General features: G+C 37.4%; 9 protein-coding genes. 7 read left to right on the forward strand and 2 right to left on the reverse strand.

Annotated elements, in window-relative coordinates:
• Positions 1–333 precede the first annotated feature (333 nt).
• Genes cas6 through cas2 form a run of 4 tightly spaced genes read left to right on the forward strand, consistent with a single transcriptional unit; the run spans position 334 to position 3,028 of the window.
• Positions 334–1,086, forward strand: coding sequence for a CRISPR-associated endoribonuclease Cas6 (gene cas6, locus ASL19_RS01530; RefSeq protein ID WP_255356412.1), 753 nt, complete (start codon positions 334–336; stop codon positions 1,084–1,086).
• Between the two features lie 2 nt (positions 1,087–1,088).
• Positions 1,089–1,685 (forward strand): CRISPR-associated protein Cas4, encoded by a 597-nt coding sequence (gene cas4 / locus ASL19_RS01535; protein WP_057177009.1) that lies wholly within the window; start codon positions 1,089–1,091, stop codon positions 1,683–1,685.
• Between the two features lie 52 nt (positions 1,686–1,737).
• Positions 1,738–2,742, forward strand: a complete 1,005-nt coding sequence (gene cas1, locus ASL19_RS01540) for a CRISPR-associated endonuclease Cas1 (protein ID WP_006278535.1) — start codon at positions 1,738–1,740, stop codon at positions 2,740–2,742.
• Between the two features lies 1 nt (position 2,743).
• Positions 2,744–3,028 carry a CRISPR-associated endonuclease Cas2 gene (gene cas2, locus ASL19_RS01545; protein ID WP_006278534.1) on the forward strand — a complete coding sequence of 95 codons (285 nt, stop codon included), beginning with the start codon at positions 2,744–2,746 and terminating at the stop codon, positions 3,026–3,028.
• Positions 3,029–3,191: 163 nt separating this feature from the next.
• Here the strand turns inward: cas2 and uvrA are convergent, their stop codons facing one another.
• Both uvrA and ASL19_RS01555 read right to left on the reverse strand, forming a co-directional pair.
• On the reverse strand, positions 3,192–6,071 hold the full coding sequence (gene uvrA / locus ASL19_RS01550) for an excinuclease ABC subunit UvrA (RefSeq protein ID WP_057177010.1): 2,880 nt from the start codon (positions 6,069–6,071) through the stop codon (positions 3,192–3,194).
• A gap of 90 nt (positions 6,072–6,161) precedes the next feature.
• The gene (locus ASL19_RS01555; protein WP_057177011.1) at positions 6,162–7,046 is read right to left on the reverse strand and encodes an alpha/beta fold hydrolase; all 885 of its coding nucleotides are present in this window, start codon (positions 7,044–7,046) and stop codon (positions 6,162–6,164) included.
• A 165-nt stretch (positions 7,047–7,211) separates the two neighbouring features.
• Here ASL19_RS01555 and ASL19_RS01560 point away from each other — a divergent pair, with 165 nt between their 5' ends.
• The 3 genes from ASL19_RS01560 to ASL19_RS01570 all read left to right on the forward strand — a co-directional run bounded on the left by ASL19_RS01560 (position 7,212) and on the right by ASL19_RS01570 (position 14,068).
• Complete coding sequence (locus ASL19_RS01560; RefSeq protein WP_057177012.1) at positions 7,212–8,657, forward strand: S-layer homology domain-containing protein; 1,446 nt, start codon at positions 7,212–7,214, stop codon at positions 8,655–8,657.
• A 214-nt stretch (positions 8,658–8,871) separates the two neighbouring features.
• The gene (locus tag ASL19_RS01565) at positions 8,872–13,248 is read left to right on the forward strand and encodes an AAA domain-containing protein (protein ID WP_057177013.1); all 4,377 of its coding nucleotides are present in this window, start codon (positions 8,872–8,874) and stop codon (positions 13,246–13,248) included.
• Between the two features lie 25 nt (positions 13,249–13,273).
• On the forward strand, positions 13,274–14,068 hold the full coding sequence (locus ASL19_RS01570) for a hypothetical protein (protein ID WP_235528896.1): 795 nt from the start codon (positions 13,274–13,276) through the stop codon (positions 14,066–14,068).
• The last annotated feature ends 40 nt before the right edge of the window (positions 14,069–14,108 follow it).

Consider the following 14,108-nt stretch of genomic DNA (forward strand, 5'->3'; position numbering starts at 1 on the left):
ATTGAGAATAGATTTTGATGACATTTTTGCTGATTTACTGTTTCTCGAATGCTTTTTTCACTCTCTATGTTTATTTTTATGCTAACTTTGATTTTTATCTCAGTAATTTCCCTCCCTGATAGTTGAGGGTGCGGAATGTGGGTTGAAACGCAATTCCCCTAGCTCCCCCCTAGGTTCAAATTTAGACTTATCTCCATAGGAGATTGAAACTTTTTCCTTTTAAACGAGGTATCTTGTGCTACTGCAATCAAACTCAAATAGATATGAATGTGAGGTTCAAATACTAAACAAGCAAGACTAATCACTTTAAGTCGGAATAATTTCAAGTTTCTTATTAATCGCATTAGTCCAGAATATGCAGAGTACATACATAAACAGTATGATTATAAATTATTCACTCTATCTCCTTTGCGAACTAAGGGAAAAGAACATGAAATTGAGGAAGGACAACTGTGTCATGTCCGATTAACACTACTAGATGATCAGAAGATTAGTGAACTATTATGTATACTAGCCGAAATTGATCAACAGGAACTAAGATTAGGTAATACCACAATCTCTATTTATAATGTGCAAGTTTCCCCTGAAACTAATAACATTTGGGTTAGATACCAAAGCTGGGAAGAACTAGTAGAAAGTCCACCACAAGAATTTATTAACTTGCAATGGCACTCACCCACGGCCATTAAGCAACAACACCGTAATTCTTTATTTCCAATTCCCGAAACCATATTTTATTCATGGCAAAAAAGATGGTTGAAAATATCACCTATACCACTACCACAAGAGTTAACTCCTGATGATTGGTTTACTTCCTCTCAAATAAGTAGTTATAACTTACAAACTACTACGGTTTACTTCGGCAACTTTAAACAAAAAGGATTTAAGGGAAAAGCAAGTTATGAAATTCATGGTGATGACAATATCAAAAAAACAGCTAATATTCTGAGTCATTTTGCATTTTACTGCGGGACTGGATATAAAACCACAATTGGTATGGGACAAACCAATATAACTAGCAAGTCTTTAGACTTTTCCAAAGATAATAATCAACCCACAAACTCGAATGAAAATCCTAATATCTAATTATGAATGATGAGCAATCTTTAGTACCAATTGCGGCTATCAACAACTATAATTATTGTCCAAGATGTTGCTGGTATATTTACGTAACAGGTGAATGGCAAGATAATGAATTTACCATAGCGGGAACTCGTCAGCATGAGAGGGTAGATAGTGGAGAATTTACCAGTGAAACGAATTTGAAACAATGGCGCTCTTTGCCTCTTTATTCATACAAATTGGGATTGATTGGTAAAGCAGATTTAGTGGAACAGTCTGGGGATGAAATTTATCCTGTGGAATATAAAGTAGGTTATAGTGCTAAGTGGCAAAATGATCATCTTCAACTATGTGCTCAAACCTTGGCACTAGAAGAAATGCTTAATATTAGTATTCCCAAAGCTTTCATGTATTATGCAGCCAGCCATCAGCGTTTAGTTGTGGATATGGATGATAATTTAAGAAGGCAAACTATTCAGATAATTCAGGAAATTAGAGAGATGTTAGTCACAACTAAATGTCCTCCTAATAATTACCAATCAAAGTGTAAAGGTTGTAGTCTTTATGATATTTGTTTACCAAAGGAAACGGAAAAAGCTAGATTAGCTGCTCACGATATATAAAACAAGAGTTTCAAAGAAAATAATGTCACAGTAAAATAACGAGAGTAAAAAAATGACTATTCTCTTCCTGTTAGAACAAGATACCTTGGTTCGTCAAATTGATGAAAGATTAGAAATTTTTAAGCATGATAAAAGACTGACTGATGTACCACTGTGTAAGTTAGAATCAGTAGTAGTGTATGGTAGAGTTATTCTTACTATTCCAGCTTTAAAAATTTTAAATCAAAGATCAATTCCTATTACCTATTTATCCGAAGAAGGTCGTACAGTTGCGACCTTGCTTCCAGAACCAAATCCGAATGCAATTTTAAGATCTAAGCAATATCAAGCTAGTTTTGATACTCACAAAACTCTAGCAATAGCTAGAGAAATTATCAGGGGTAAACTATTTAATCAACACACTATTTTGGCAAGGTTTTCTCGACAAAATGAAAGATCTGAGAAAGTCATATCAGCTTTGAAATCATTAAAGGCTTGTCAAAAATCTATTGATCAAACTACATCTTTAAATGAATTAAGAGGATATGAGGGACAAGGTGCATCATCTTATTTTGGAGTTCTAGGAGAATTATTAACGGGAACTCCCTGGAGTTTTTCCCATCGTACCCGCAGACCTCCCACAGACCCAGTTAATGCATTATTAGGATTTGGTTATGCTTTACTATATGGGGACTGTCGTGCAGCATTACATACAGTCGGGTTAGATCCATACCAGGGGTTTTTACATGGTGAGCGTTATGGACGTGCCAATTTAGCATTAGATCTTATGGAAGAATTTCGACCTATCTTTGTAGATGGATTGGTTCTACAGCTATTAAGAAATAATTCCTTAGAAAAAGAGTCTTTTATTAATTATCCTGGTGGTGCTGTTCACTTAAATGAACAGGGAATGAAGAAATTTATCCAAAGCTATGAACAGAGAAAAAATACTACATTTCAACACTCAGTTTTTGAAATTCAAACGGACTATCGACGAGCTTTAATTTTACAAGCTCGACTCTTAGCTAAACATCTAAATCAAGAAATAGAAAAATATTTACCCTTAAAAGTGAGATAAGATGATTGACGAAAGTTTTTATATCATTAGCTATGACATTTCCGAAGATAAAAGACGCAATAAAATTCATAAATGCCTTAAATCTTATGGAGAATGGAAACAGTATTCTTTGTTTGAATGTCGATTAACGTTAACTCAATATCAAAGGTTACGACAAAGATTGGATAAATTGATTAAACCTAAGGAAGATAATATCCTATTTTACAAATTAGGAAGATGTTGTCAGTATAACATTGAGAGAATTGGTTGTGATCCACCACGTAATCTAGATGTTTTTGTGATTTAAAGTTTGAGCAGGGATAATTAAGAATTTCAGTGCGATCGCCCAATTTTGTAGGTTAGGTTGAGGAATAAAACCGAACAAATAATCTCCCTGTGATGCGATTGGGAAGAACTGGCTACGCGAGATCGCCCAATCTTGTAGAAACCCAACAAAAGGATATGCTTAGTTATAACATCCGTTGTAAATATCTTCCCGTATGGGAGCGGGGATTTTGAGCAAGTTGTTCTGGAGTTCCCACACCGATGATCTCTCCCCCTTTATCACCTCCTTCTGGGCCCAAATCTATAACCCAATCCGCACAACGAATCACATCCAGGTTGTGTTCAATCACTAAGATAGAATTTCCCTTATCCACTAATCTCTGAATCACATCTAATAACTTGTGAACATCATAAAAAGATAGTCCGGTGGTGGGTTCATCTATTAAATACAATGTTTTACCCGTAGCACGTCGAGATAACTCCGTAGCTAATTTGACCCGTTGTGCTTCTCCTCCTGATAGGGTGGTAGCGGGTTGTCCCAACTGTATGTATCCCAAACCAACATCCACCAATGTTTGTAATTTGCTGACTGCTTTGGGGAGGTTTTCACAAAATGCTAGTGCTTCCTCAACGGTCATTTTTAAAACATCAGAGATGGATTTATCTTTATATTTAACTTGTAAGGTCTCTCGATTATATCTAGCTCCTTTACATACTTCACATTGAACATAAACATCCGGTAAAAAATTCATTTCTATAACATTTACTCCCTGTCCATTGCAAGCTTCACACCTACCTCCCTTGACGTTAAAGGAAAATTGTCCAGGTTTATATCCCCTAGTTTTAGCCTCGATAGTTTGGGAAAATACTTCTCTAATCAGGTCAAATACTCCTGTGTAGGTAGCTGGGTTAGATCTGGGTGTTCTCCCAATGGGTGACTGATCTATGACAATGACCTTATCCACACAGTTTAATCCTCCTATTCCACTGAGTTCTGGAGGAAAGGGTACTCTTTTTAATAAATGATGTTGTAGCGCGGGATAGAGCAATTCATTAATTAAAGTTGATTTTCCTGAACCAGAAACTCCAGTTACAGCAACTAATTTTCCCAGGGGAATTTCCACATCTAGGTTTTTTAAGTTATTGCGGTGGGCATTTTTAATGTTCAGAGTTTTGCCATTTCCCCCTCTTCTAGTTGTGGGTGTATCAATTACTATTTTTTTGGATAAATAGGCTCCTGTTAGGGAATTTTCTGCCTTTAATACCTCTTCAATTGTTCCTTGGGCAATAATATTTCCCCCATGAATACCTGCACCCGGACCAATGTCAACTATGTGATCTGCTGCTCTGATAGTTTCTTCATCATGTTCTACCACAATTAGGGTATTTCCCAAATCTCGCAGTTTAATCAGGGTTTTTAACAGTCTATCATTATCTCGTTGATGGAGTCCAATGCTCGGTTCATCTAACACATAAAGCACTCCTGTTAAACCGGAACCAATTTGGGTCGCTAGTCTAATTCGTTGTGCTTCTCCACCTGACAAGGTCATGGCGGGACGATCTAAGGTCAAATAATCTAAACCTACATCTAGTAAAAATTGCAATCTCTGTTTAATTTCTTTAATGACTAAATCGCCAATTTGTATTTGCCGAGCAGTTAATTTTAAGTTTTCTATTCGTTCCTGAAATTCCCTAATTGATACGCTGGTTAAATCCCAAATTCCATATTGACCTAATTTCACAGCTAAAGCTTCCGGTTTTAGTCTTTTTCCGTCACAAACTTCACAAGGTTGATCGATTAAATATTCTTCTAGTCTCTGCTTGATTAGTTCCGTTCCTCCCTCGTATTGTCTTTGTAACATGGGAATTACTCCCCTAAAATTTTGTTTTCTCCCTCCCGTTGTGTTTTCTAGCTTCTCTCCATATAAAACTATTTCTTGCTGCTCTTTAGTTAGATCCCGCCATTGGGTTTGTAATTGAAATCCATGTTGCACTCCCAAGGCGTACAATAATTCTAAATAATAGGAGTTTTCCTTATCTGACCAAGGTGCTATGGCTCCATATATTGGTGCTTTATGATCGGGTATCAATAACTCAGGAGAAAATCTTTTTAGTGTGCCAATTCCATGACAGTGGGAACAAGCACCGTAGGGAGAGTTAAAGGAAAATAATCTGGGGGATAATTCTTCCATTACCCCCCCATGTTCTGGACAGGCAAAGTTCTCTGAAAAGATAATCTCTGATGGTAATTCCTCTGAGGAAATATTTTTATCTACCTCATCTGCAGGGTTTTTTATCAGTTCAATTATCCCTATTCCCTCGGACTGTTTCAAACATGTGGTGAGAGAATCTACTAGACGCTCCTGAATACCTTCTTTTTTAACTAATCTGTCAATTACCAGTTCTATATTATGACTAATATTTTTATCTAATTCTATACCCTCTGAAAGTTCGAAAATCTCTCCATTGATCCGCGCTCTAACAAACCCCTGGGCTGCTAAACTGGAAAGCAGTTTCCGATGGGTTCCCTTTTTTCCCCTCAGCACAGGTGCCAAAATTTGAAATCGAGTACGGTCAGGAAGTGATAAAATGCGATCGCACATTTGGTCAATGGTCTGGGGAGAAATAGAGCGATCGCAATGGGGACAATGGGGTTCACCAGCACGTCCATAAAGCAATCGCAGGTAATCATAGATTTCTGTAACTGTTCCCACGGTGGAGCGAGGGTTATGGGAGGTGGATTTTTGATCAATGGAAATAGCAGGGCTTAGTCCTTCAATGGATTCTACATCGGGTTTATCTAATTGACCCAAAAATTGACGAGCATAGGCACTTAGTGATTCTACATAACGTCTTTGACCTTCTGCAAAGATGGTATCAAAAGCTAAGGAAGATTTCCCTGATCCAGAGACACCAGTAAATACAATTAGTTGATCACGAGGTAGGTCTAAATCAATATTTTTCAGGTTATGCTGTCTAGCACCCCGAATGCGAATGGTATTTTCCTGATTTGGTGTGTGGGGAAGGTTATCGCTTAATAAATTTTTTACTGATGGATTTGGCATTTGACACTACTTCACATTAACAATTGGGAATTAAAGAGTTTAATATTATAGCATTGTAGCCCCGCATTTTGCCAGCGGGACTAGATGAGCTTAAAGATTTTTCTTTCCTAACCAGTCAATAATCACCCTATTGACAAGATCTGGAACTTCATCATGGGGACAATGACCAGCATTGGGAATGGGTACAATTTCAATATCCTTACCACTAGCCGCTTCTGCATAAATATTCGTCCCCGTTATGGGTATCCAGGGATCCTTTTCACCCCAAAGAACTAATAAGGGATGTGTCAATTTGGGTAGTAGGGTAATGGGAGCTGGTCCCGGAGGTGCGGTGACAATGGAGGCAAAAACTTTCCTCGCACCGCGATCGCAGGATGGTTCATAAAGTATATCTACTAGTTCATCAGTAACTGCATTGCGATCGCAATATACTTGGTATAGGGTACGACGGATTTGGGATTTGGTGCGAACTCGATTAAAAACAATAGTTCCTGTAATGGGATTAGTGACTAATTGACGAAAGGTAGCCATAAAAAACCTAGTAATGGGGTTTAATTCCCGAGGACGATGATTTAAACCTCCAGCGGAATTAATCAAAACCGCCCCACTAGCAATTTCCGGGTGTTGGGTGACAACCATTAAACTCAAAAGCGCGCCAATAGAATTACCAATAAATATAGTGGGTGATTGGATGTGTTCGTGATAAAAATCCCTTAGTAGCTCTACCCAAACTTCCATGCTATATTTTATGTCTGCTTTTTCAGAACCTCCAAATCCCAATAAATCCAGGGCAAAAACCTGATAACCCGCTTTAGCTAAAATAGGGATGTTTTTGCGCCAGTGACCAATAGAAGCTCCGAATCCGTGAACCAGAACTAGGGGTTGACCCACACCCATAACAGTATATTGGATTTTATAGTTTCGCCAAGTCCAAATTTGTTTTTCTATGCTTGGTAAATTTTCAGTGGTGATCATGGTAATTGGTTAAGATTTCTAAAGTATTGTTTCTTTATAGTAATCTTCTTCTTATCCTCCTGGCATTGTGGAAAAAATATCATGGCAGATTCAAGAAAATATCCGAAAATACAATGTTAGAATAGTCCGTGTATCAAAATCAATCATTTGGTTAAATAAGCAACAATGACTAACAGTAAATTAACGGTATTGAAAGGGCTAGTTTTTGCCTCCCTAATTAATATAATTAATCTGTGGCCAATAGAGAACTGGGCAATTCAGTCATTGGCCACAGCAGCCACTCATGGGCAACTTTTGGCACAGGAGTCGGTTCCCATAGAAATTTCCACACCTCAACCAGTACAGGAGAAAAAATCCGGATTTACCCTCTATATTTGGCAACCTAACGGCACAATTTCTCCAGTTATTGCTCGTATATCCCTGAAAGCTAAGTATGGCGAGAAATATCTCCAAGAAAGATTTTTGGGAGATTATCAATATAAAATTAAGCAGAAAGCTAAATTTGAAAATGGGTTTAAATGGGGCGATCGCATTGTAATTAGACTATATAATACACAAAACCAACTAGTTGGTTATACGGAATTTGCTTGTTTACCGAACCACACCACAGTCAACCTGATTTTACCAGCGAATTCTCCGCCAAATCCCCTAGTCAGAGTTTTTTACGGAGTTGACAGTGATGAAGATGGGATCGTTGATCCAGACACAACCATGAGCTATGACTACTTCACGGAAATCAGGAACCAAAAGGTTACCTTCCTCAGTAGTCCACAAAACATCGATCCTACTCCCTATCAAGCTGCAGGATTTGCCAAAGTTGCTCAACCGAGTACCTATCCTGCGAGCTTTACCCAGGGGCAATTTGCCCTGGTTGGTAAAACTATTAGCATTAATGATTCCCAACTAGCAAAAGCTATCCTATCTCCCCCAGGTAGCCTAGTACAACTAACCCAACTAAATAAAAGTGCGTACCAGCTGAATAACTTATTAACTAAATATAGAGAGGTGGGAGTAGCTAAGGGAATTCGGGTACGATTTTCCGATCTTCCGCAAAATTACTGGGCCAAAGACTATATTGAGGAATTAGCCGCCATGGAGGTCATTGACGGTTATCCTGATGGCACATTTCGTCCTAATGCTCCCATCACCCGGGCCCAACTAGCTACCCTATTGCCAAAAATCTTTTTTAAAGATACAATCAGGGGGAAAGTCGCATTTCGAGACATTCCCAAGAACCACTGGGCCCATAACGCCATCCAGAAAACTTATCAGATGGGGATTTTGACCCCTAGTGCAAACAGAAAGTTTCGTCCCGACCAAAAACTCACCCGTTTAGATGTTTTAACTACCATAGCAAAAGCCTTGAATTATAAATTCACCGGTTCAACAAGAGATATATTATCTATTTACCAAGATGCTTCTACGATTAGGAGTGAACACCGGGAGCTGATTGCTGCTCTTACACAAAATGGTGTAATTGTAAATTACCCAAACATAAGATTATTAAACACTAGAAAACTAGTGACGAGGGCGGAGGTTTGCGCTTTGTTATATAGAGCAATGGTTAGCAAGGGGGATGTGCCTGATTTTTCATCTGTATACATACCATGATAATTCCAGAGTGGAAATCTCAATAAAAACCTGAATAAGATGATATACTGTTTGGATTATCTTTAAGGAATGTTAGTATTGTCTATGGGGGAAGACTTAGAAAATTAAAATCACCTAAAATCATCCTTAGAAAAAACTAACACTCAAAACTAACATCTCATACAAGAAATCACTAACAGTGACTTGTGAGAGAAATTAAGAATCAGGAACATCCATGACAAACTCAGTCAAAAATCAGTCACAGATCAATCAGTCACAAATCTGGGGATATAGCCTATTAAATTGCACAATAGATGGGTTAATTCGTAGTTTTGAAGGGCAAGAAAGAGTTAAATCATATTCAAACTTTAGAGAAAAAAAAGACCGAGCTAATGAACTCATTTTTGAATGCGTGGGGAAACAAAAATGCCTGTTTTATATTCGTCGCCAAGGTAATGTGAGGGATACAGAAGAAGAAATTTTAGATTTAATCATAGCTACAGATGAAAGTGAATTTACACTACCAAAAAGATTAAAAGAACTTGACAAGACTTTAGGTTTAAGAGCAGCACTGCAAAAAAATGGTAACGGTGGTTTAAAAATTCTCTCTACTTATTTATTACCAATTGCAAGAGGTAAAAAAGACGCTTATGCTGTTCCATTAAACTTACAACTAGTTCCTAATCACTATGAACCGGTACATATTCCACCTAAGACTTTAGCACAAATAGTCAAAATGCCAATATGTGGAAATCATGTTCCCACGGAAGAGCAATTGCGGGCGTGGAAAGCATTCTTAAAAGTAGAAGAGCGAGTAGCCAAAGCTAGACAATTTTGTGTCAATTTTGTGAATTCCTACTATGATTTAAAGCAAAGAGAAATTGCCTTAAAAATTAATATTAACTCAGCTACCCTAGATGGAGATGAAGAGAACTATATAAATGAGGATAATTTTTGGGAAAGGGTAAGACAAGCAAAAAACCAGGAGATTAAATTTTCGGATGTTATACCTACAGAAAAAATCCGTCGCACCAGTCGTCAATTGGGAACCATTGAAAAGATAGACTCAGAAAGAAACATTATTCATATCAGACTAGAACAAGATCTGATAGAGTATATGGCAACTGAAAATTATCAATTACCAACAAAGGGATACTTGTTTTTTGATGCTGCTGGTGATATTAAACAGATTCAACGCAAAGAAAAGGCATTAGAGCAGTTAAAACAAGGTCGTACTCAAAATCCCTATCTAGGAGATTTTCTGTTTGATGCTTCCCAAGCAAGACCAATTGAAAAAACCATCAAGCTCCAATCTCAGGATTTATTATTACCTGCGGCCAATCCTGGACAAAAAGCTTCCGTGGAAAAGGTGCTTTCTGCTGAGGATTTAGTTCTGATTCAGGGTCCTCCCGGAACTGGTAAAACCACGGTGATAGCGGAAATTTGCTATCAAGTAGCTTTGCGTGGTGGTCGTACCTTAATTACCTCCCAAGCTAATTTGGCAGTTGACAACGCGTTAAGTCGGCTAGTACATAGTCCAGCTATTCGTGCGGTGAGAAAAGGAAAAGCAGAAAAGGTAGGAGAGGAAGGACAACCATTTCTGGAAGACCAAGTAATTGGAAGATGGCTAGAAAATACCGCCCATGACTGTGAAAATAATCTTTATCAGCGTTGGGAAAATATCCAGGTTCTTCAAGGATTACTGACAAATTATGAACGGTTCAGGGAGTATTATAATTCGATAAAGCAGTTTAATTATCAACAGCAAAAATTAAAAGCAGAAAAGAGCAAGCTAGATAGTATTTTTGAGGAAGAAGAAAGGGTTTACAGCCAATTAATTCAGGATAAACAGGATATGGAATCTCTAATAGTTGATTTAGAGAATATTCTCAATCAACCCAAGAGAACGAAAAATATTAGCAGTCATAATTTGGAAATCAGGAAAACATTATCGCGAATAAGAATCCATGGGGTGGAAAATAATCTATCTGGCAATCTATCAAAAAGTTTCCAGAAAAAAGTGGCCCAAGCTAAAAATTATATGGAGCAGTTAGGAATTAGTTGTCCTGAAGATGATATATTTAGCTTATCTCTATGGTTACAGGAAAATATAGCTCAGGAAATTGAGGGATTCCAAGCCACATTTAGTTATGCTTATGACGGAACCATGGCCATGGCCGATCTGGTGAAAATGGTCAAGGTTTTTCACAAGCATTCTGGAACTTTACAACAATTACAAAAGCAATTCCCTCCCCAAGATCGCAGTTTGGGGAAAACTGCACAAACAAGTATCAAAGACTGGGAGAATCGTCAGCGAGAGATTAACTATATTATTGATGCTATTCAAGAATGGAAAAAGAATGCTTCTGCTCATATTTATGATTTAGTGGTTAATAGCCAAACCTCTGAGGTATTGCTAACCGAAGAAATGCTGAATCTACCTTTAGGACTATTAATGTTTGCCCATCAGTTGCAGTTGCCAATACTCCCTAAAAATTCTCAAATAAAACAACCAGAATGGCAAGCTCTAATCAAAGCCATGTCCTATGAAGTTAGTGCTAAATGCTCTAATGTCAAGGGAAAACAGTATTATTTTAGTGAGTTTATACAACAACATTTTAGTCAACACTTCCTGCTTTTGCAAAAAGGCGATCGCCAAAAATGGCAAGGAATCTATCAACAGTTTAAGAAGTATCAATTTTTGAGTAACAAACAAAGGCAAATTCTAGTTGAAAGCACTCAATCCTGGTTAGTACAACTAGAACAGACCTACAGTAGAGACACATTGAATAGCTCTCAAGCTACAGCCCATTATATTACTCAAGAATTAATAGATGTGGTTCTGACCAATTCTCGGCAATGCATTCTCAAACTAAAAAAAGAAACGGAGGCACAAATAAATAATTTAAATAATTCAAGAAATAACTTGCCCAAAGAAGAATCACGGGAAATTATAGACCAGCAGAAAGTGAATTCGGAACAACTTACCAAAGCTCAAGCTATGGTAGATAAATCTAAGGAGAATGTCAAAAATCAGCTAGAACAAGTTGTGGTAATTTTAAAACAACTATATAAGCAGAAAAATTTGCCTCCGAAATTAAAAAATATTACCCAAGAATGTCTAGCCAAACCAGCAACTATTTGGGAAAGAGAGCCAGAATTTACCCAGCAGGTTAACCTATGGGAAAATTCCATCACCAATCTAGACAATTTGCAGTCGGGACTAAATCCTGTAGACCTGTTTGCTAAAATTCAAGAAGGATTGCCAGAAGAATTAATCAAAATCACCCAAAACTGTGAAATATCATGGCGCAAACTAGAGAAAGCAAAAGACCAATTAGAAGAAATGTCCACAAAATTAGGAACTGATATACCCCACGATTTAATCAGAGAAATAAAGTGGTGGGATATTCATTTACAAGATCTACCAGATAAACTAAAACCGAAAAACCCAGAAACAGATTTATTAAATTTAGATTTTCTAGATCAGATAAAAACAAGATTTGATATTTGGCATCAGGAACTAGAAAATCAACAAAATTATCTAAGTAAATATCAACAATTTATCCAGGATTGGGTAGCCAAACTGCGTCAACCCTCTGAGAGAGACAGCAACGATCTACGACAAATTTATTTGGATAATGCTAACGTTGTTGGTATTACTTGCGTGCAAGCTGCAAATTATAACTTCTCAGAAGAGTTCAAATATTTTGATGTTGTGATTATTGATGAGGTGAGTAAATGCACACCACCAGAATTACTTATTCCCGCATTAAAAGCGAAAAAATTAGTTATGGTGGGAGACCATCGCCAACTACCACCCATGATTGATAGCGATACGGTTGAGGAAGTTGCTCAAACAATGGAAAACTCCAGAGAAGAAATTGGATTTGTGGAGGAATCTCTATTTAAATTCCAGTTTGAAAAAGCAGATGATAGCATTAAGCAAATGCTAAATACCCAATATCGAATGCACCCTACTATTATGGGAGCAATTAATCAGTTTTATCATGGGAAATTGGAATGTGGTATCTTAGAAGCTGATATCAAACGGGCCCACAACTTAGCAGGAACTCTACTGCGACCAAAAGACCATCTAATTTGGGTAAAAATGCCCAAAGAAAAGAAGTTTCAAGAACAACAGCTAGGCACATCTTTTTTTAATATGGCGGAAATAGACGTGATCCAAAAAATCTGTCAACAATTTGAAGATAATTGGTGGGAAAAGATAGCCAATGGAAAACCCAAGAAGGAAATAGCCGTAATCACATTTTATGGAGCTCAGTTACGAAAAATTGAAGAGCGTCTAACTCCAGAACTTTTTCCTTCATTACATATCAGAACTGGAACAGTAGATAGGTTTCAAGGGATGGAAAGACCAGTGGTTATTGTGAGTATGGTAAGAAATAATGAACGAGGAGATGTGGGCTTTGCCAAAAAACCAGAACGGGTTAATGTCGCTTTTTCTCGCGCTCAAGAATTACTAATAATTGTTGGATGTCATGATTTATTTACCAAAAATCTCGGTGTAGTTGGTGGTATGTATTCACAAGTCGCAAATATTGTTCGTCGTCATGGAGGTTTCTTTGATGTTTCCCACTTCTTTGAATAAAAATATTGATCCCTATCTGAAAACCATGGTCGGCGAAATTGAAATTAAAAATCCCAATTTGTCCGTTTTTGCTGCTCGTCAATTTCGCTATAGTTTGTATCAAAATTCCCTAGAGCTAACCATTAAGGAATCTCGCCCATTTAATGTTTTGGAGGAGTTTATTATTCGTGCAGCAATAGAATTTAAACCCGCACCAACACCAGATGAGTTGGCAGCAATTTTGGCTCTAGACCCTGTATTCGTCCACAGTACAATTTCTGTTCTTCAATCTCTACAAACTTTGGCATTTCAAACCCCAATCACGGTTACTCAAGAAGGTAGATTATTCTATGAAAAAGGAACTGTTCCTCAACCAGCTTACAATGTACACATTTACGCTAATACAGATATTCTGGAGCGGAAATTTACTCTGACGACGGAAGCTTTTAATCATGACGTGCCCAGGCATTTACCAGACTTGTCCTTGTTGCTCAACTTGGAAGATGGTAGTTTGGACACTTCTGTATTAACCTTAACAGATATACAAGAAATTATCCAAAGTTCTCATTTGTCATTTCATCTACCAGAGACGGGGAAAATAGTCACGGGTTTTAAAATCTTACCACCAACTCAAATGATTTGGAAGTTAGTATCACTGTTTGTGGTGTTTGACGTCACAGAGCATAAGTTTCAGATACAGATTCGCAGTGGTAAGCGAATTTTGCCAGCAGCATCCACTAGGGTTGGCTATTTTTTAGATGAAGGTAGAATTTCTCTGTCAGAATTATGTGATTTACCTCAAGAAACGATTAATTTTCTCTTAGATGACAAAAATCGTTAAGTTTGATACAATTTATCTAAAAGAGCCAAGGAGCAAAATA

This window comes from Cylindrospermopsis sp. CR12 (assembly GCF_001432185.1).
GTDB classification, from domain to species: domain Bacteria; phylum Cyanobacteriota; class Cyanobacteriia; order Cyanobacteriales; family Nostocaceae; genus Raphidiopsis; species Raphidiopsis raciborskii.